Source organism: Streptomyces sp. Ag109_O5-1, assembly GCF_003814875.1.
Taxonomy (GTDB): domain Bacteria; phylum Actinomycetota; class Actinomycetes; order Streptomycetales; family Streptomycetaceae; genus Streptomyces; species Streptomyces sasae.
This window is the reverse complement of the sequence record NZ_RKQF01000001.1, coordinates 11,481,261-11,498,733: the sequence shown is the minus strand read 5'-3', so window position 1 is coordinate 11,498,733 and position 17,473 is coordinate 11,481,261. Positions and strand designations below refer to the sequence as shown.

At 68.1% G+C, this 17,473-nt stretch carries 15 protein-coding genes and 6 pseudogenes; 10 read left to right on the top strand and 11 right to left on the bottom strand.

From position 1 onward, the window contains the following. Positions 1–285: 285 nt before the first annotated feature. On the top strand, positions 286–1,170 hold the full coding sequence (locus tag EDD90_RS52550) for a hypothetical protein (RefSeq protein ID WP_123980506.1): 885 nt from the start codon (positions 286–288) through the stop codon (positions 1,168–1,170). Here the strand turns inward: EDD90_RS52550 and EDD90_RS52545 are convergent. Beyond that, complete coding sequence (locus EDD90_RS52545; RefSeq protein WP_123980505.1) at positions 1,162–1,782, bottom strand: transposase; 621 nt, start codon at positions 1,780–1,782, stop codon at positions 1,162–1,164. The two genes, EDD90_RS52550 and EDD90_RS52545, sit on opposite strands and share 9 nt — an antisense overlap. Beyond that, positions 1,707–2,276, bottom strand: a complete 570-nt coding sequence (locus tag EDD90_RS52540) for a winged helix-turn-helix domain-containing protein (RefSeq protein ID WP_311737264.1) — start codon at positions 2,274–2,276, stop codon at positions 1,707–1,709. The genes EDD90_RS52545 and EDD90_RS52540 overlap by 76 nt, the downstream gene beginning before the upstream one ends. Positions 2,277–3,200: 924 nt before the next feature. Here EDD90_RS52540 and EDD90_RS59345 point away from each other — a divergent pair. Continuing rightward, complete coding sequence (locus EDD90_RS59345; RefSeq protein ID WP_185149550.1) at positions 3,201–3,368, top strand: VOC family protein; 168 nt, start codon at positions 3,201–3,203, stop codon at positions 3,366–3,368. A 402-nt stretch (positions 3,369–3,770) separates the two neighbouring features. Here the strand turns inward: EDD90_RS59345 and EDD90_RS52535 are convergent, their stop codons facing one another. Further along, a complete protein-coding gene (locus tag EDD90_RS52535; RefSeq protein WP_123980503.1) occupies positions 3,771–4,526 on the bottom strand; it encodes a transposase family protein in 756 nt (251 codons plus the stop codon). Positions 4,527–4,645: 119 nt separating this feature from the next. Here EDD90_RS52535 and EDD90_RS52530 point away from each other — a divergent pair. From EDD90_RS52530 to EDD90_RS52515, 5 genes and pseudogenes are all read left to right on the top strand, one after another. Continuing rightward, positions 4,646–5,143, top strand: a pseudogene (locus EDD90_RS52530) (CoA transferase subunit A); the annotation flags it as partial. Further along, positions 5,143–5,789: pseudogene (locus tag EDD90_RS52525) on the top strand (CoA transferase subunit B). The pseudogenes EDD90_RS52530 and EDD90_RS52525, both read left to right, overlap by 1 nt. Then, positions 5,786–6,950: pseudogene (locus EDD90_RS52520) on the top strand (thiolase family protein); the annotation flags it as partial. The pseudogenes EDD90_RS52525 and EDD90_RS52520, both read left to right, overlap by 4 nt. Before the next feature lie 117 nt (positions 6,951–7,067). Next, a complete protein-coding gene (locus tag EDD90_RS56180) occupies positions 7,068–7,310 on the top strand; it encodes a hypothetical protein (protein ID WP_185149717.1) in 243 nt (80 codons plus the stop codon). A gap of 269 nt (positions 7,311–7,579) precedes the next feature. Further along, positions 7,580–7,704, top strand: a pseudogene (locus EDD90_RS52515) (IS5/IS1182 family transposase); the annotation flags it as partial. 312 nt (positions 7,705–8,016) lie between these two features. Here the strand turns inward: EDD90_RS52515 and cynS are convergent. Next, the gene (gene cynS, locus EDD90_RS52510) at positions 8,017–8,466 is read right to left on the bottom strand and encodes a cyanase (protein WP_123980501.1); all 450 of its coding nucleotides are present in this window, start codon (positions 8,464–8,466) and stop codon (positions 8,017–8,019) included. A gap of 104 nt (positions 8,467–8,570) precedes the next feature. After that, positions 8,571–9,194 (bottom strand): DJ-1/PfpI family protein, encoded by a 624-nt coding sequence (locus EDD90_RS52505; RefSeq protein ID WP_123980499.1) that lies wholly within the window; start codon positions 9,192–9,194, stop codon positions 8,571–8,573. Between the two features lie 89 nt (positions 9,195–9,283). Between EDD90_RS52505 and EDD90_RS52500 the strand changes: the two genes are divergently transcribed. After that, positions 9,284–10,621, top strand: a complete 1,338-nt coding sequence (locus tag EDD90_RS52500) for a PLP-dependent aminotransferase family protein (protein ID WP_123980497.1) — start codon at positions 9,284–9,286, stop codon at positions 10,619–10,621. A gap of 9 nt (positions 10,622–10,630) precedes the next feature. On the opposite strand, the pseudogene EDD90_RS52495 reads toward EDD90_RS52500, so the two are convergent. Beyond that, positions 10,631–11,165 (bottom strand): annotated as a pseudogene (locus EDD90_RS52495) (transposase); the annotation flags it as partial. Positions 11,166–11,240: 75 nt separating this feature from the next. Between EDD90_RS52495 and EDD90_RS52490 the strand changes: the two are divergent. Further along, positions 11,241–12,211, top strand: a pseudogene (locus tag EDD90_RS52490) (Tn3 family transposase); the annotation flags it as partial. A 78-nt stretch (positions 12,212–12,289) separates the two neighbouring features. Here the strand turns inward: EDD90_RS52490 and EDD90_RS52485 are convergent. From EDD90_RS52485 to EDD90_RS52475, 3 genes are all read right to left on the bottom strand, one after another. Then, positions 12,290–12,733 (bottom strand): YbhB/YbcL family Raf kinase inhibitor-like protein, encoded by a 444-nt coding sequence (locus tag EDD90_RS52485; RefSeq protein ID WP_260328641.1) that lies wholly within the window; start codon positions 12,731–12,733, stop codon positions 12,290–12,292. A gap of 296 nt (positions 12,734–13,029) precedes the next feature. After that, positions 13,030–14,442, bottom strand: a complete 1,413-nt coding sequence (locus EDD90_RS52480; RefSeq protein WP_398928821.1) for an MDR family MFS transporter — start codon at positions 14,440–14,442, stop codon at positions 13,030–13,032. Positions 14,443–14,573: 131 nt separating this feature from the next. Next, positions 14,574–15,011, bottom strand: a complete 438-nt coding sequence (locus tag EDD90_RS52475) for a MarR family winged helix-turn-helix transcriptional regulator (protein WP_123980493.1) — start codon at positions 15,009–15,011, stop codon at positions 14,574–14,576. A 187-nt stretch (positions 15,012–15,198) separates the two neighbouring features. Here EDD90_RS52475 and EDD90_RS52470 point away from each other — a divergent pair, with 187 nt between their 5' ends. After that, complete coding sequence (locus tag EDD90_RS52470) at positions 15,199–16,125, top strand: recombinase family protein (RefSeq protein WP_123980491.1); 927 nt, start codon at positions 15,199–15,201, stop codon at positions 16,123–16,125. Between the two features lie 108 nt (positions 16,126–16,233). Here EDD90_RS52470 and EDD90_RS52465 read toward each other — a convergent pair whose 3' ends face one another. Together EDD90_RS52465 and EDD90_RS52460 are read right to left on the bottom strand one after the other, a co-directional pair. Further along, positions 16,234–16,743 (bottom strand): hypothetical protein, encoded by a 510-nt coding sequence (locus EDD90_RS52465; RefSeq protein ID WP_260328639.1) that lies wholly within the window; start codon positions 16,741–16,743, stop codon positions 16,234–16,236. Positions 16,744–16,786: 43 nt separating this feature from the next. Further along, positions 16,787–17,467 carry a hypothetical protein gene (locus EDD90_RS52460; protein ID WP_260328638.1) on the bottom strand — a complete coding sequence of 227 codons (681 nt, stop codon included), beginning with the start codon at positions 17,465–17,467 and terminating at the stop codon, positions 16,787–16,789. Between the last annotated feature and the right edge of the window lie 6 nt (positions 17,468–17,473).

The window sequence follows — 17,473 nt, the reverse complement described above, 5'->3', positions numbered from 1 at the left end:
CGCAAGGACCTTTGGAACAGCCCCGAGCATGCCCGTTGATCACGCTGCCGTACCGGGAAACTCCAAGATCCCCGACAGAGTCAAGCTCAGGTTGAACTGGTGGTGTCCGCGGGCTGGTGACGTTGCTTGATCGTCGCGGTACGACGGCATCATGCGGTATGCGCAAGGGGGCGGACTGACGCCGGAGAGCAGGAGAAGCGGGAACGGCTGCGGCCAGGAAGATACGGCGGCGATAGGATTTGCCGATATCTTTCGTGCCTGGGGCGAGCGGCGGAGGCCGACGACGTGGACCTGGTACTGGTGCTCGGGGCCTTGGCGTGGATGGGGGCGCTGCTAGCTGGCGTGGCCGTGATCGGCGACGGACCGATGGGGCCGGTGCTGACGTTGGGGGGCATTGCAGCGTTCATCGTGATGGCGATCGGCGTGACGATCGTGCCTCGTCAGCTGCGCTGGCGGGGGGATGTCCGGCCACGCAGTACCGGCCGTCCTGCCTTCGAACCCGGGTATCCGCTGAAGCCTGCGCAGATCGCGGTCGAGGAACGCTGGGGCGTCACACAGCAGATCACGGACAGGGGGTGGGTGAGGGAGGTCGGACGGCTGAGCTGGCGCCAGGCCACGGTGTTTCTGGTGGGCGACGAGACAGGGTTAGTCGTCGACCCGTTGTTCTTGTCGCGCCGCGCCTACATCTTCGACAGCACCTGCCACGTCGGCCCAAGTCCGACGTCGGCAACGCTCAACCCCATTTTCAACCTCGGGCGGAAGAACGGCGTGCTGCGGATTTCCCAGGGGACGCAGGTGATCGACTTGGCTGTTCCGATAAGGTCCGTGCCCGCTGTCGCGCTCATCGGGGCGTCGGGGCCCGTCGACACGGTGGTCGACACCGCCGTCACCGTCTCCGAGGAACGGCTCGCCCGGATCGCGCGGGCTGATCGTCGGGCCGCGCGACGCCATGCCTTCTTCGCCCGGATCAACGGGCGGTCCAAGACGAATCGCTGGGTTGCCGCGGCGTGCTCGCTCCTCTACCTTGCGCTGGCCGTCGGCTTCTTCATCGGGGGTGCGAAACTGGGCCAGTACGGCGTCATCGCCGTCATGCTCTCGCTGCTGTGCTTGGGCGCGGCGGGTGTCTACGCAGGTCGCGTGATATTTGGGAACGAGCGCAACTCAGGTTGAACTGGTGGTGTTAGGTGGCTCGATGATCAGGCCGGTCTCGGCGAGACAGCCGTCGATCAGGTGGGGCCGGTACTGGATCTTCTTGAGTTTGTGCTTGGTGACCTTCACGAGGTGGTTCAGGTCGGCGGCGGCGAAGTCGGCAAGGGAACGCTTCAGCAGCGACCAGATGCCTTCGGCCGGGTTCAGGTCGGGTGCGTAGGACGGCAGCTGGAACACCCGTAACCACTCCTTGTTCTCACGGGCGAAGTCACCGAGCTCACGGGCCAGGTGGACGTTCAAGTTGTCCCAGCACCACACCACGGGAGCCTTCAGCTGCAGATGAGCGACAACGATCAGGTCCCGGTACTCACTCCAGGTGAACGCCTTGCGCTCACCCTTACGTCCGTAGCTGACGCGCAGCCGGTAGAAGAAGCGGGAACGCTGGCCGGGGCGGAAGCAGACTGCGCCGGCGATGTTGACCCGGCCCCGGTTGCTGCCGCGTACCCGTACCACCGGCCGCATCCCGCGCGGCGCCCAGGTGCGTCCCTTCGGCGGCCTCAGGCCCTGCCCCGCCTCGTCCTCGAAGCAGACGTAGGCGCCCAGGTCCGCCGCGGTGCTTTTACCTGCGGCCACACCTCCGCCTTCCACACCTCGATCTTGTCCTCGTCGCGCTCGATCGCCCGCCGTACCGGGACCTGCGCCGACCAGCCGTGCCTGCGCAGCAGTTTCCACACCCCCTGGACGGTGTAGCCGACGTGGAACATCCGGCCGATCAGCAGCTTGACCCGCTTCAGTGTCCAGCCCTGGCTCTCATCGTGCCAGCCGTGGACCAGCGGCCCGCGCTGCAGCTCGCGCCCCAGCCGCGCCCACTGTGCCGGACTGAGCCGTTCGACGGCCACAGGCCCCCGCGACCGCAGTGCGTCGGCACCGCCCTGGCCCCACGCGTGCCGCCAGCGCCGTACCGACCGCGCAGTGACCCGCAGATCCTTCGCGATGGCCTCGGTCTTGTCTCCGCGCGCGAACCGCTCGCTGGCCTCCAGCCGCAGCCGTTCCCGCTTCTCCTGCTCTCCGGCGTCAGTCCGCCCCCTTGCGCATACCGCATGATGCCGTCGTACCGCGACGATCAAGCAACGTCATCAGCCCGCGGACACCACCAGTTCAACCTGAGTAATCGCTCCGCAGGCCGTAAACCGCACAGGCAGCCCCTGTCAGCCTCTGGGTCGGCGGGGGCATGGTCGTTTTCTCCCCCGCTGCCAGCAGATGGGAGGGAACGGTCAATTCCACGACTGGGAACCGGACAACAGCGGAAAGTTCGCGCCACGGATCTTGTGTGCCGCCTGTGAACCCATGAGGGTGGTCGGCGGCGCGACACACATGCGATTCCTCTAGGGGGAAAATCAAGGCGCGTTTTATCCTTTTACTTCTCGCGGCGGGGGCCCTGCTGGTGCCAGCTGCCGCGGCGTCGGCTGCTCCGAGCGGCAGCACGGGAAGGGCCGTCGCGAAGACTGCTGCCTTTCCCGTGTGGTGCACGTTCCAGGGTGAGAAACCGTTCCAGGTCACCCATGGCGGCCCGCTGTACGCCCAGGGCAATTACACGGGTTGCTCAACTCCGGCACCCGACCAGTGCCGGGTCCAGGTCGATCTTCAGGAGTACGTGCGCGACGGGTACTGGCGCGCGGTGAAGCACAACGACAGCGGGTGGACGAGGTGCAGCGGGCGCTACACCACTCCAGGGCTCACGTGCGTGCATGATGGAGAAAGGGGGACGTACAACACTGAGGTGACCTTGCAGGTCGAATACAACGGACGCTTCAGCGAACCCGGAATCGCAGACACGGGCAGCACCGTGATCGACTGCTGAAGTCCGTTCACCCGTAACGGCCTGCCGGACTGATTCGGTAGGCCGTTTTCGGCTTCGGTCGCACAGATGAAAGTGAGACAGTAGCATGCACGTTCATTTTGAAGCAGTAGACCCAGAGAAAATGATCAGGTTCTGGGGTGGCATCCCGGGTTGAGGTGGGTACAGCGTCGGCGAAGCGAAATCTCCGGCTGTGCTACCGGTCGTCACCGTCCTTGTCGGAACGATCGCCGAACAGGTTCAGACGTTGATCGCCAAGGGCGCCTCTCTCGTGGAACCTCACGATTGCATGCACGCCCTGATGACGGATCCGGAAGGCAACAGGTTCATGGTGGTGCTCGACCCCGATCACGAAGCATGACGTTCTCCCGCGTGGATGCGGCCCGGCGTACGGCACTCGCCCTTCAAGGGCGCCGGGTGGACGATCCGGTGTGGGGCGCCTTCACCGTCGCTCCGACGTCGAGGCCGACGGAACCTGCTGGCCAATCCAGGTCGCTTTTCTCGGCAGCCGGATGGCTTTGGGAGACGGCCTGCACCACTACGTGAATCGACGGCGACGCGAGGGCGCCGACAGTCAGCGCGGGTGAGGGACGTGCGGGAGGCCGCCGAGTAGGAGCGGGCAGCTCTGCGATTCCCGCTCGCTGAGGCCGGGTGGCCTTCTACGATCCAGTGCATGGATCCCGAGCTGCTGGAACGGATCACCGCGCGGCGTGCGGAACTGGACGAACTCGAAGAACAGCTGGCCAAGGAGCCCTTTCCAACCTCAGGTTGAGGCGTGATGAAGGACGACGACGGCCTTCACGATGTTGGTGATCCGGTTGGTGCTGCAGCGGAGCCTGCGTAGCAGGCGCCAGCCCTTCAGGACGGCCATGGCCTGCTCGCCGAGGCACCGGATTTTGGCGTGGGTGCTGTTGTGCCGTCGTTTCCAGCGCTTGAGCCGGCGGCCCCGGAAAGGTACGCGGACATGGCGGCCGGCCCCTTGGTACGCCTTGTCCGCCAAGCACTTCAGCCCTGCCGTTGCGAGCGCGTCGATGATGCCGTGTTCGCGCGCGGCGGTCAGGTCGTGGCTGGAGCCGGGCAGGGCCGCGGAAGCCCACAGCAGTCGGCCGAAGGGATCCGTGATGACCTGGACGTTCATGCCGTGGCGCTTGTGTTTTCCGGAGTGGTACGGGGTGTCGGCGGCGATCCGGTCGATGGGCAGGAGGGTGCCGTCCAGGATCACGTACGCCTTCGTCCGGACGGTCGTCATTGCCTCGGCCAGGGTCTGCGCCTGGGCGGCCAGCACTTCGACGGCCTCGCGTATGTAGCGGTAGACGGTCGCGATGCCGATCTCGAACCCTGCGGCAAGCTGGGCGTACGTGTCGCCGCATCGCAGGTGGGTCAGGGCGAGCAGGGCCTGACGGCCGACGGGCAGACGCCGCCATCGCGTGCCGATCTCCCGCCGGTGAGCGGCCAGTTGCCTCGTCAGGTGCCGCAGCGTGCGGCTGGACAGATCGATCGACGACGGGTAGACAAGCACGTCAAGCTCCTGGCGGACACGGGTGATCTTGGTCGAGAACCCGTCTACCAGGAGCTTCGTCGTTCAGTACAACCCATGCCCACCAACACCCCGACGCCACAGCCAGGTTGGAAAGGGCTCAGTACCTGGCCGGGGAACTGGAGGTGGAGCTGATCCCGCAGGGCACGCTCGCCGAGCGGCTGCGCGCCGGGGGTGCGGGCATTCCCGCGTTCTACACCCCGGCCGGGGTGGGCACGCAGGTCGTCGAGGGCGGGCTGCCCTGGCGCTACGACGGCTCCGGCGGGGTCGGGCTGGCCTCGCCGGCCAAGGAGGTGCGGGTTCTCGACGGCATCGAGTACGTGCTTGAGCACGGCATCCGCACCGACTTCGCGCTGGTCCGGGCGGCGAAGGGCGACCGGCACGGGAACCTGGTGTTCAACAAGTCCACGCGGAACTTCAACCCGCTGGCGGCGATGGCCGGCAAGGTCACCATCGCGGAGGTGGAGGAGCTGGTGGAGCCCGGCGAGATCGATCCGGACGCGGTGCACCTGCCCGGCATCTTCGTCCAGCGGGTGCTGGTCCTCACCCCGGAGCAGGGGGCGGACAGGAAGATCGAGCGGCGGACGGTGAGCAGCTGATGTCCTGGACCCGTGAGGAGATGGCGGCCCGCGCCGCGCGTGAGCTGTGCGACGGCCAGTACGTCAATCTCGGCATCGGCCTGCCCACGCTGATCCCGAACTACCTGCCGGAGGGTGTGGAGGTGATCCTCGAGTCGGAGAACCGGCATCCCTGGGCACCGGCCCCTACCCGACCGAGGACGCGGTCGACCCGGACCTGATCAACGCCGGGAAGGAGACCGTCACGGTGCTGCCGGGCGCTTCCTACTTCGACTCGGCGCTTTCGTTCGCGATGATCCGCGGCGGCCACATCGACGTCGCGGTTCTGGGTGCCATGCAGGTCTCCGAGCAAGGAGACCTGGCAAACTGGGCGATCCCCGGCAAGATGATCATGGGAATCGACGGCGCCATGGACCTGGTCCACGGTGCCCGCACGGTCGTCGTCGTCATGACGCACACCGCCAAGGACGGCTCGCCGAAGACCCTCACCGAGTGCGCGCTGCCACTGACCGGGAGGCACTGCGTGAACCGGATCATCACCGATCTCGGGGTCCTCGACGTCACCGACGAGGGGCTTGTGCTGGTCGAGTGCGCACCGGCCGTCGACGTCGAGGAGATCATCGCCAAGACCGACGCCAAGCTGACCGTCACGGAGGGCCTGCTATGAACCCCGTTTACGTCGTTGACGCCGTGCGCACGCCGATCGGGCGCTACAACGGCGGCCTGGCCTTGGTACGCCCCGACGACCTGGCCGCCCGGGTCATCCGCGAACTCCTTGCCCGCAGCCCTCAGTTGGACCCAGCGCGCATCGAGGACGTGTACTTCGGCAACGCCAACGGCGCCGGCGAGGATAACCGCAACGTCGCCCGCATGGCGGCACTGCTCGCCGGCCTGCCCACCAGCGTGCCCGGGGCGACGGTCAACCGGCTGTGCGCCTCCGGACTCGAAGCCGTGATCCAGGCCGCCCGTGCCATCGCCGTCGGCGACGCCTCCATAGCCATCGCCGGCGGCGTCGAGTCCATGACCCGCGCCCCCTACGTGCTGCCCAAGAACGACAGGTCGTTCCCGGCTGCCCACGCCGAGCTGTACTCCACCACGCTGGGCTGGCGGATGGTGAACCCGGCGATGAGTCCGCAATGGACCATCCCTCTGGGGGAGTCGGCCGAGCTGATCGCCGAAAAGCACGGGATCAGCCGTGAGCAGCAGGACGCGTTCGCCCTGCACAGCCACCAGAAGGCCGCTGCCACCCAGGAAGAGGGCCTGTTCGACGCCGAGTTGGCGCCCGTCCCCGTCCCGCAGCGCAAGGGGGACCCTCAGCTGTTCGCGGTCGACGAGTGCGTACGTCCCGACGCCTCCCTCGCCGCGATGGCGCAGCTGAAACCGGCCTTCCGCACCGACGGTGGCACAGTGACGGCCGGCAACGCCTCCCCCTCAACGACGGCGCCGCCGCCCTGCTGCTGGCCGACGAGGAGGGCGTGAAGGCCATCGGCCGCGAGCCGCTGGCCCGTGTCTCGGCGACCGGAGTGTCCGCGATCGACCCCGACTACTTCGGCCTCGCCCCCGTCGAAGCCGTCAACCGGGCCCTGGCCAAAGCCGGCCGGACCTTCGCCGACCTCGACGTACTGGAGCTGAACGAGGCCTTCGCCGCCCAGGTCCTCGGCTGCCTCGCCGAATGGCCCGAGTTCGACCCGGCGATCCTCAATCCCCAGGGCGGCGCCAGCGCGCTCGGCCACCCCCTCGGCGCCTCAGGCGCCCGCCCCGCCGGCACCGTCGCCACCGTCGCCACCAGCTCGCGCGGCGCGGCTCCGGCACCGGGATCGCGACCCTCTCGCCCTCGTCCTCGAACGCTGACACACACTGGACGGGCAGACCGTCGTGGGGAACGGCGTCCGTGACCGGGATCGGCTTCCGCGCGGGGGGCCAGGTGCGGACATACGGTACTGGTATGTGTGCCATGCGGGAAGGCGGCGCAGCGCAGCCCTACGGGTCCCGCCCCCCTTCGCCCAGCGCCGGGTCACTGCGCCGCACCGAGCTGGACCGGCTGCTGGAGTTCGCCATGCGCGACACCGGCACGCACGCGGGAGCGGTCTTCCTGCTGGCGTCCGACGGGCAGACCCTGCGGCTGGAGGTGACCGCAGGCATGCCGCGCCTACGGGACGCGAGTCCTATGGCGACGGAGGCCCCGTAGTAGTCGCCGGAGTCACGACCGGCCAGGGAAGACGGGAAAGCCGTTCACAGGGCGAAGGGGGCCAGGTGACTCGGACACACCAGACCCGGGAGGTATGCGAAATGCAGATCGCCGCAACGGCGCTGTGTGTCCTGCGCGAGCAGCCTGAATCGCTCACGCTGTAGTCACTGGAGAGCCGGATGACGGGAAACCGTCACGTCCGGTTCGGCGGGAGGCCGCGCGGAAAAGGACCTGCCACGGCAGACCCTCGCCGCGCGGCCGACCCATCCGCGTGGATCATGCACGCCCGCCGTCACGCCCGGGACTACGAGCGGCTCATCCAGCACTCGGAATCGTTGATCACCTGGGCCGCGCTCACGTTGATGACGAGGCGCATCACCCGCCGGTCCTCCCGCAGGAACGGACAGCCCTCCTCCCGCGAGGCCAACCGGGACTGATCCACTTGGAGACGATGGTCACCGTCTCCTCCCAGAGGTCCCCGAAACCAGGCCCGCGCCCCATTCTCCCACGAACTCCCGTGATCCCACTGACAGTTACCCGCCGAGCCGTCGCATCAGCACGTTCCTCAACTCCGGCCTGCACCACGCGCTGGCCGGGCTGAACACGATGCGAACAGCCGCTCCGCACCCTGCAGGCCTGCGGCGGAGAGTGCGGCACACCTCTCCCCTAACGTGGGGAATGACCCGATGGACTCCGCTGAAGCGCCTCAGTCACTGGGCCAGTTGTAGGGCAGGAACTTCCCGTCGAAGGTGATGACGATGTGCTCGGCCCCGTCGTGGGTGGCGCGCCCGATGTCCAGCTTGAAGTTGATCGCGCTCATGATCCCGTCGCCGAACTGCTCGTGGATCAGTTCTTTCAGGGCCGGACCGTAGACCTGCAGCGCCTCATAGAGGCGGTAGACCGTCGGATCGGTCGGTACCGCGGTGGGCAGCCCGCCGCGGTACGGAACGGCGGCGAGGACCGGCACAGCTTCCGCCGGCAGGTCGAGCAGTTCGGCGACCTGACGTGCGCTGTCTTCGGGAAGGGGGTGTTGTCCGAGCAATGCCGCGGTGGTCCACACCAGCGGCCGGCCGATCGCGTCAGCCAGCTGCTGCCATGTGAGGCCCTTGGCCAGTCTGCCGGCAACGATCGCAGCCGTTACCTCGTCACGGTTCATGCGTAGTCCTTCCCTGGGAGTGCGGTGGGTGTACGGGCCGCGGGCGGCCGGCCGGGCTGCCGGAGGCGCGGATTCCTGGCCGGCTGCAGCTCGCGGCCGGTGGGTCAGACGAGCGCCGGGGCCGGAGCGGGCAGGTACGGGGTGATGTTGCGCCAGGCGCGTTCGATGTATTCCTCCTTCTCGCCGACCGGGGCAACGTAGTGCAGCGCGCCTTCGGCGGCGTCCTGGCCCTGGAGGCGGGTGACGATCCAGGCGGCGAGGTAGTGCGAGGCCAGGCATCCGCCGGCGGTGGCGATGTTGTCCTTGGCGTAGAAGGGCTGGTTGAGGACCTCGACGCCGGCGGCGACGACCCACGGCTTGGTGATCAGGTCGGTGCAGGCGGGGATGTCGTTGAGCAGGCCGAGCCTGGCCAGCACGAGCGCGCCGGAGCACTGCGCCGCGATGAGCTGGCGTGAGGGGTCCAGGCCCCGCAGGATGTTCATGATCGCCGGGTCTTCGGTGACCTCGCGGGTGGCGATGCCGCTGCCGACGATGACGGCGTCGGCGGCGCACGCCTCCTCAAGGGTGGACATCTGCTCGATGACCACCCCGTTCATCGACGTCACCTTGGGGCTGGGGGTGGCGATGGTGACGCGCCAGTCGTCGCTCTTGATGCGGTTGAGCACACCGAGCGCGATCAGGGAGTCGAGTTCGTTGTAGCCCTCGAAGGTGAGGATGGCGATGTGCATGACGGCTGTCCTTTCCGGGTGAGTGGGACTCGACGGTAAGAACCGGCGAGCAGGACAGTCAAAGAATTGTCATGGATACAATCCGGTGCATGGCAGCCTCGCGATACAAGAAGCTGGTCGACGCGTTCGCAGCCGATATCCGGGCCGGGCGGCTCGCCCCGGGGGTGCGGCTGCCGACCCACCGTGCTCTCGCCGCCCGCGAGGGCATCGCCGTGGTGACCGCGACCCGGGTGTACGCCGAACTGGAAGCGATGGGCCTGGTGAGCCGGGAACAGGGCCGCGGCACGTTCGTGCGGGACATCGCGGTCCCCGTCGGTCACGGCATCGATCAGCAGGCCGTCGCCACGGACGCGGTCGACCTCAACTTCAACTACCCGTCGCTGCCCGGCCAGGCCGGCCTCCTGCGCCAGGCCCTGCGGGCGGTGGCCACCTCCGGCGATCTCGACTCTCTGCTGCGCTACCAGCCGCACCGAGGGCGCCCCCAGGACAGAGCCTCCATCGCACGACACCTCACACGCCGGGGAATCACCACCGACGCGGATCAGATCCTCATCACCAACGGCGCCCAGCACGGCCTGGCCATCACCGTCATGGCCACGCTGAGCGCCGGTGACGTCGTCGCGGTCGACGCCCTCACCTACCCCGGTTTCAAGGTGCTCGCGCACGCCTTTCATCTCGATCTGGAGCCCATCCCCACCACCACCGACGGGCCGGATCTCGACGCCCTGGAGAAACTGTGCGCGACCCGCCCGGTGCGCGCGATCTACACCATGCCCACCCTGCACAACCCCCTGGGCTGGGTCATGCCGGCCACGGACCGCACCCGCCTGATCAGGATCGCCCGACAGCACGGTCCGCTCATCATCGAAGACGCCTCATACGCCTACCTGGTCGAGGACCCTCCACCGCCTCTGGCCGCCATCGCACCGGACATCACCATCTACGTCTCGGGACTGTCCAAGAGCATCGCCACCGGCCTGCGGGTCGGCTTCGTCCTCGCCCCGCCGACCAAGGTTCCGTCCCTCGAACGCGCCATCCGGGCAACCACCTGGAACACCCCCGCCCTCACCACCGCCATCGCCTGCCGCTGGCTCGACGACGGCACCGTGAACCACCTGGAAGCACAGAAACGAGACGACGCCAGGACCCGCCAGGCACTCGTCAGGCAGGAGCTGGCGGGCCTCCCGCTCATCGGCCACCCCTCGTCCTACTTCACCTGGCTGCCGCTGCCTGACGACGCACGCGCCGACCGCCTCACCGCCACCCTCGCGCGCCAGCTCATCTCGGTCACCACGGCGGAGCCGTTCACCACCTCGACACACACACCACAGGCGATCCGCCTCGCCCTGGGATCGACCGACCTGGACAGCCTCCGATCGACGCTGCGCACAGTGCGCCGAGTCGCCGTCGAGGACGCCTGCGCCTGAACTCCCGCTGTCCAGCGGACGGTTCTGCCATTCGCTCATGCCGGCCATCACGCCGTCGGTGATCGTGGAGATCGTGGACTTGGAGATCTCCGCGCCGTACACCTCGGCGAGATGCGCGGAGATCTCCCCATGCGTCAGCCCTTTCGCCGACAGGGACAGGACCATCGTCCACCCCGCCCAGACGCCGCTGACGCTTCTTGACCATCTGCGGCTCGAACGACCCGGCCCGATCCCGCGGCACCGCGATCTCGACCGGCCCCGACTCGGTGATCACCGTCTTGGACCGGTGCCCGTTGCGGTAGTTCTCCCGACCACCCTCGGCCCGCTCACCGGGCTCATGCCCCAGATGATCAGTGAGCTCGCCCTCCAGGGCGGACTCCAGCACCCGCTTGGTCAGCTGCTGCAGCAGGCCGCCCTCCCCGGTGAGCTTCACCCCACCGGCCTGAGCCCGGGCAACCAACTCGGCGACCAGCCCGTCATCCACGGCGCCCGTCCCACTCACAGTGGCCTTCCCGGCCTCGGTGTCACTCGTCACGTCAGTCATCAACTGTCGCTTCCAGCTCGGGAGTTACACCACTCACCGTATAGACCCTCGCCAAGACTTCCTGGGCCGACTACCTCGCCGCCCGCGCCGTGGATCTTGGCCGGGAGAGGAATACGACGCCGCAGAAATAAGTGGTCTGCGCCAGTAAACGACCAGGTCGCGGGCGTCGGGCAGATGGTCGTGCCCGGCACCCCGCGCGACTCACTGCACATCCTGGACGCGCTGCTGAACCTGGACGGCGGGGTCAAGCCGGAGATGGTGGCGACCGACAACGCCTCGTACTCCGACACGGTGTTCGGCCTGTTCAAGATCCTCGGCTACAACTTCAGCCCCCGTTTCCGTGACCTGGACGACCAGCGGTTCTGGCGGGCCACGATGCCCGGCGTCGAAACGGGCACGTACGGTGCGGTCGAGGGCCTGGCCCGCAACCGGGTGAACCTGAAGAAGGTGATCACGCACTGGCCGGACATGCTGAAGGTCGCCGGTTCCCTGGTCACCAACCAGGTCCGCGCCTACGACCTCTTGCGCATGTTCGGCCGCGGGGGGGGCGCCCACCCTCGCTGGGCGCGGCCTTCGCAGAGTACGGGCGAATCGCCAAGACCGAGCACCTGCTGCGCGTGGTCGACCCGGTCGACGACACCTACCGGCGGCAGATGAACCGCCAGCTCACCGTGCAGGAGTCCCGCCACAAGCTCGCGCGGGACGTGTGCCACGGCAAGCGCGGCACCATCCACCAGGCGTACCGCGACGGGATGGAGGACCAGCTCGGCGCGCTCGGCCTGGTCCTCAACGCCATTGTGCTCTGGACCACGAAGTACATCGACGCCGCCGTGGAAAAGCTCCGCGCCGAGGGCCACAAGATCCGAGACGAGGACATCGCCCGCCTGTCCCCGCTCAAGCACCGCAACCTGAACCTGCTGGGCCGCTACAGCTTCACCGCCTCGACACCGGCCGCCGGCGCCCTGCGCCCGCTGTGCGACCCGGACGCGACGGAGGTGGACGAGGACGACGACGGGAGCGGTCAAGAAGTGACGGGCAGTGTCTGACCGGCGGCGCACGGAGCGCGGCCCCAGAACTCAGAGTGACTGCGGGGAGCCGTGTCGCAGGCCGTCGTGAAGGAGGGGTCAGCGTTCGACGGTGCCGATGAGTCGGCCGCGGGCGAGGACAGGCGCAGTGATGGAGGGTAGAAGGACGCTGGGCCTTGCGCTGTCCGGTGCGGTCTTGCCCGCGGTCGCGCCCAGTGGGGTGGCAAGGGCGAAGAGTTGGAAGGTGTAGTGGTGGGGGCCGTGGCCCTTGATGGGTGCGGGTCCTTGGTATCCGCGTCCGATAACGGAGCGCAGTATCGTGACGCCGGGGGCTGGCTCTTTCGCGGCGAGGGCGCCGGGGGCGAGGGAGCGTACGTCGGGGTCGATCAGGACGACGCAGTGGACCGCGGGTTTGGGGGTGGGGACGTCGGTGTCCTCTACGACCAGCAGGAGCTGGGCGGTGCCCGTCGGCGGTGGATTCCAGGCCAGGTGGGGGGAAATGTTCTGGCCGCCTGCGTTCTTGGCGTGGTGCTCCGGCGGCATCGTGCCGAGGTGGTCGAAGCTGCGGCTACTGAGGTCCAGTAGTTCTGGCCCGTGGAGGTTCGGGCGATTCCACGCGGCGTGGGTATCACCTGACCTGCGGTTCTTCAGAAGTCGGCCGAGGATGGGCATGGTGGTGCTCCCAGCATGTCGAGGGTCTTATCGTGGGTTGCGGTTTCGCCGCGTTGAGGAAGATGCGATTCGGTGTGGTGGCGTGTCTCGGTGTCCGGGCCGGTGCCGGTGCTGGTGGGGTCGACGGGTGCGGACGCCGCACACGTCGACTGTCCCTCACTGGCACGTCAGACGGTCTGAGGTGGTTTGGTGGTTTCTGGCTCTGGCTTCTTGGGCGTTTCCGTCGGGGTGCGGCCTGGCAGCAGCAGGCTCAGGACGAGTGAGAGAGCGGTGAAGCCGGCTGCCCACCAGAACGCCTGGTCGAAGGCGTGGGCTGCCTGGGCCGCCGACCCCGTGTGGTGGCGCAGGGCGATGTCCAGGATGACGGCGAGCACGGCGACGCCGAAGGACCCGCCGATCTGTTGGGTGATGCGGGTGATGATGCCGGCGTGCGGTATCTGGTCGCGCCGAAGGCCGACGAACGCGGCGGCTTGCAGGGGGATGGATACGGCGGCGAGGCCGAAGCCGCGGACCACCAGCACCGCCATCAGGAGCCACTTGTTCGTCGTGGTCGTGGCCAGGGCAAAGGGCACGGTGGACAGTCCCACGATGGCGAATCCGGTGAAGGCGACCCATCTGGCCCCGAACTTGTCGCTGAGTCCGCCGGCCAGCGGGCGGCTCAGGAGCGCGCCGAGGCCCAGTGGTGCGACCAGCAGGCCGGCTTGGAGCGCGTCGGCACCGCGCACCTGCTGCCAGTACAGCGGCAGCAGCGCCATGCTGCCGTAGAGCGCGGCCCCTGACAGGAACATCGACGCGGACGCCGAGGCGAGCGGGCGGTGCGCAAGCAGCCGGACATCGACCAGGGCGTCGCCGGAACGACGGACCGCATACAGGGCGAAGACCAGCAGCAGGAGGGCGCCGGCCAACAGCGGCGCGAACGAGTCCGTTCGACCGAAGCCGCCGCCCTTCGAGGAGTTGGCCAGTCCGAACAGGAACGCGACCAGGCTGGGTGAGAGCAGGAGCCAGCCGAGGGTGTCAAAGCGCGGCCGCGCGTCGGTGGCGTCCGGGTCCAGCATCCGCCAGGCGAGGACGAATCCGACTGCGCAGAAGGGGACGTTCACCCAGAACAGCCACCGCCAATCGAGCCAGTTCAACAGGATGCCGCCGATCACCGGGCCCGCGATCGGTCCTACCACGAACGGCAGGGTCACGATCGACATCGTGCGCCCCAGAGCCTTGCCCGCTGCCGCCTGCATGATCAGCGTTGAGAACAGAGGGAGCATGAGTCCCCCGCCGAGCCCCTCGATGACCCGGAAAACGATGAGGCTCCCGGCATTCCAGGCCACACTGCACAGGACCGAGCCGACGAGGAACACCGCCAGCGCGAACACCCACACCCGCCTGCCGCCGAAGCGGGACTGTGCCCAGCCCGCCAGCGGGATGGACACGCCGAGCGCCAGCAGGTAGCCGGTGCTCACCCACTGGATCGTGGAGATCGGCACGTGCAGCTCCTGCGAGAGGGTCTGCAGCGCCACGCTGACGATCGTGGTGTCGAAAACCACGGCCAACGAGCCCACAATGAGCGCGACGGCAACTTTCATGACTTTCGGATCGATGCGATCCCCTGCGGTTGCCTTGGCCACGGCGGCCCCTGCCTCTCCTTCTCGTACTGGGACTGGATGCCAGTTCTGGAAGAGCGCGACGACCGGCCCGCTTCCCATTCGGTCAAGGATCAGATCCTTTGTGCCAGCCGATCGAGCAGCGGCGCGGCCACCGCGAGCTGTTCCAGCTCCCACGGCGTGAAGCCGTCCGCAAGGGCCTGCGCGACCTGCTCGGTGCGGGCACTGCGCTTGTCCGCCAGCGCCTGTCTACCTGCGTCGGTCAGCGACAGCAGCACGCGCCTGCCGTCCCGCGGATCGGCGCCGCGCTCGACCAGTCCGCGCGCTTGGAGACCGCCGAGTGTGGCCCCCATCGCCTGCGCGGTGATCTGCTCCTGCCGGGCCAGCTCCGCGGACGTTGTCGGGCCGATACGGTCCAAGTGGGACAAGGCGACACGCTCGGGCATTGCGAGCTCGCCCTCGACCCGCACCTGACGCACACGCCTCAGCAGCGCACCGACACTGGCCAGCAGGGCGGTGGCGATCTCACCGGCATCCAGCTCCTCACTCATGTAATCAACCTAACTTATCAACCTGCCTTATCAAAATCAGCGCGCCACTGCCCTGCGCCTGGCACTTAGGATTTGCCGGCTCGGCTCGGCTCGGCCCGACTGGGACGGGTCTATTCCGGGGGCCTGTCGTCAAACGATCGTTTGACGACAGGTAGGGTCCGATCCTCCGTACGGAAGGGGCCCCTCGGTGGCGAACCTGGTCTACAAGTGGGTCTCGACCGACCAGCAGTCCACCGCCCGGCAGAACCTCGTCCTGGACGAGGCCGGGATCGAGGACCCGGTCGTCTTCGAGGAGGACCCGGGCACCTCCAGCCGCCTCCACCCGCTCCAGCGGCCGAAGTTCGGCGAGCTGCTCGCGTACGCGCGGCCGGGCGATACCGTGCACATTTCCGAGATGTTCCGCCTCGTACGCGGCACCGGGCACATCCTCGACGTGCTCGACGTCCTCCACCGCGACCAGGTGGCGCTGCGCATCCACGACGGCGCGTTCTCCGCGATGGACCTCACCGCCCGTCACCCGCGCACCGGGGAGCTGCTGTCCACCGTGAAGTTCATGGTGCAGACCCTCGCCGCCGCCGGCGAACTCCAGCGTGACCTCCAGCGTGAGCTGACCTCCGACGGACTACGCGCCGCCGAGGCCAAGGGCAGCAAGGGCGGCCGTCGGCCCGCCGTGGCGACCGACAAGACCGACACCGTCCGCACCGCATACATGGAGCGCCGCTCGATTGCTGCCCTCGCCCGCGACCACGGCGTCAGCCGCGGCGCGATTCGCACGGCGGTCGCCGACCTCATGCCCGACCACAACGGCATCGCGCAAGAGGGCACCCCCGCCCTGGAGCTGCCGGTCACCCTCGACATGCCGGGCAAGGTCGCGGACTTCCTCCGCGCGGCCGACCTGGAGCCCGCCGAGCGGGCCGCGCTCGACCAAGGGGTGACCGTACGGCGCGGCCAGGGCTACACCCGGCGCATCACGGCCGTGCCAGCGGTCCACCGCCAGCTCCTCGCCCGCTGCCAACCGCTCGATGGCGGCCAGGGTGTCCCTGCCGTCCCTGCCCAGCGCAAAGCCCGGCGCGAGTACGAGAACCGCGTCACCGGCCTCAGAAATCCGGCCTGAACAAGATCACCCGCTTAGCGTTAACCGCTGTACCGAGGCCGTAGAGCCCCGTGGGTTCACGGGAACCGAAGTTTCTTCAGTGCGAACCCACGGGTCCACCGGCGTGCTTCAGGTCAGTGGATCCGTGGGTTCGGGGGTAACACGAGGATGCTGAGTGAGCCGAAGAGCTTCGGCCAAGACGTCGGCGTCGACCTGTGCCGGTGTCCTGTCGCCGTATTCGAGGATGTCGTACTCGTCGTCCAGGTTGGCGAGTCGTTCGGCCAAGGGCAGCGCGTGCCCGAAGCGCTGGTGGATCCGGAAGACCAGCTCGCGTGGCGTCAGCTCGCCAGCCAGCATCCGGGCGGCAAGTGCTCGTGCGACGGCTTCCTGTCCGGCAACGCTGCCCACTGGGTAGAAGATGAGGCCCAGTTCGTCGAGTGCTGGGGGAAGGAGATCGGGGACGTCGTAATCCGCCTCCGCGCGTGTGCACGCGGCCAGCATCCGCAGGGCGGGACTGTCGAGGCCGGCGACGAGCGCATTACAGGCGCAAGTGACGACATCGGTCGCAGGGATCTCGCCCATGCTCCAGAGGGCGGCATGGTCCTGCAGGGCGAGTGCTGCTGCTTCGGTCGATGTCACTCGCCCATGATTCCCTTCATGGCGCGTCCCGGTCGAGCAGGTTTCATCGAAGCTGCTGTTCAGCGCCCTGCTCCAGCAGGGCCCGTGCGGAGTCCGCGTAGCGCATCGCGGTCTTGTCGTCGAGCCCGAACACCTCGGCGAGATGGAGGGGATCGGGTCCGTGGGTCAGGGCCTCTTCGAGTTGCCGGTCGACGCGGAGCCGCTCCAATGTCGCGTCCTGCCCGCGCATCGCGGCGCTGATCCAGTGGTTGCTGGCGCGGCTGGTCTTGGTGGCGGTCTGGTTGTTGATCAGTAGGTGGAGGTTCGCGGTGTTCGGCCATCGGCTTCGCCGGTGCTCCAGCCAGTCCAGCAGCAGCTTCGGGGTGAGGTCGTCGAGCGGGCGGACACGTCCGGCGATGGTCAGCCGACGGTTGCCGAGGTCGACGTCGTCGAGCATGAGCGTGCCGATCTGGGCGACCCGGGCGGCGTGCACCGCAGCGAGGGCGAGGATGAGCCGCGTCGCCGGGGTGGTGGCCGCCGCGACGGAGCGGTCGACCTGCTTTGTATCGAGCGGTTGCAGCACGGCGTACTCGTATTGCCCGACCTTGATCCGACTGGTGGGGTTGCGGAAGATCAGTCCGTTCCGCTTGGCCCATGTGAACAGCGAGCGCAGGGCGACGAGTTGGTCGTGGCGCTGGTGGCCCTGCAGGGTCTTGATGTAGGTGAGGACGTCGTCGCGGGTCACCTCCCG

Excerpts from the sequence above, each read along its gene's own strand:
- EDD90_RS52505 (WP_123980499.1), bottom strand. The coding sequence starts at position 9,194 with ATGCACATCGCCATCCTCACCTTCGAGGGCTACAACGAACTCGACTCC.
- EDD90_RS52480 (WP_398928821.1), bottom strand. The coding sequence starts at position 14,442 with ATGAAAGTTGCCGTCGCGCTCATTGTGGGCTCGTTGGCCGTGGTTTTC.
- EDD90_RS52500 (WP_123980497.1), top strand. The coding sequence starts at position 9,284 with ATGGCAGCCTCGCGATACAAGAAGCTGGTCGACGCGTTCGCAGCCGAT.
- EDD90_RS52475 (WP_123980493.1), bottom strand. The coding sequence starts at position 15,011 with ATGAGTGAGGAGCTGGATGCCGGTGAGATCGCCACCGCCCTGCTGGCC.
- EDD90_RS56180 (WP_185149717.1), top strand. The coding sequence starts at position 7,068 with ATGTGTGCCATGCGGGAAGGCGGCGCAGCGCAGCCCTACGGGTCCCGC.
- cynS (WP_123980501.1), bottom strand. The coding sequence starts at position 8,466 with ATGAACCGTGACGAGGTAACGGCTGCGATCGTTGCCGGCAGACTGGCC.
- EDD90_RS52485 (WP_260328641.1), bottom strand. The coding sequence starts at position 12,733 with ATGCCGCCGGAGCACCACGCCAAGAACGCAGGCGGCCAGAACATTTCC.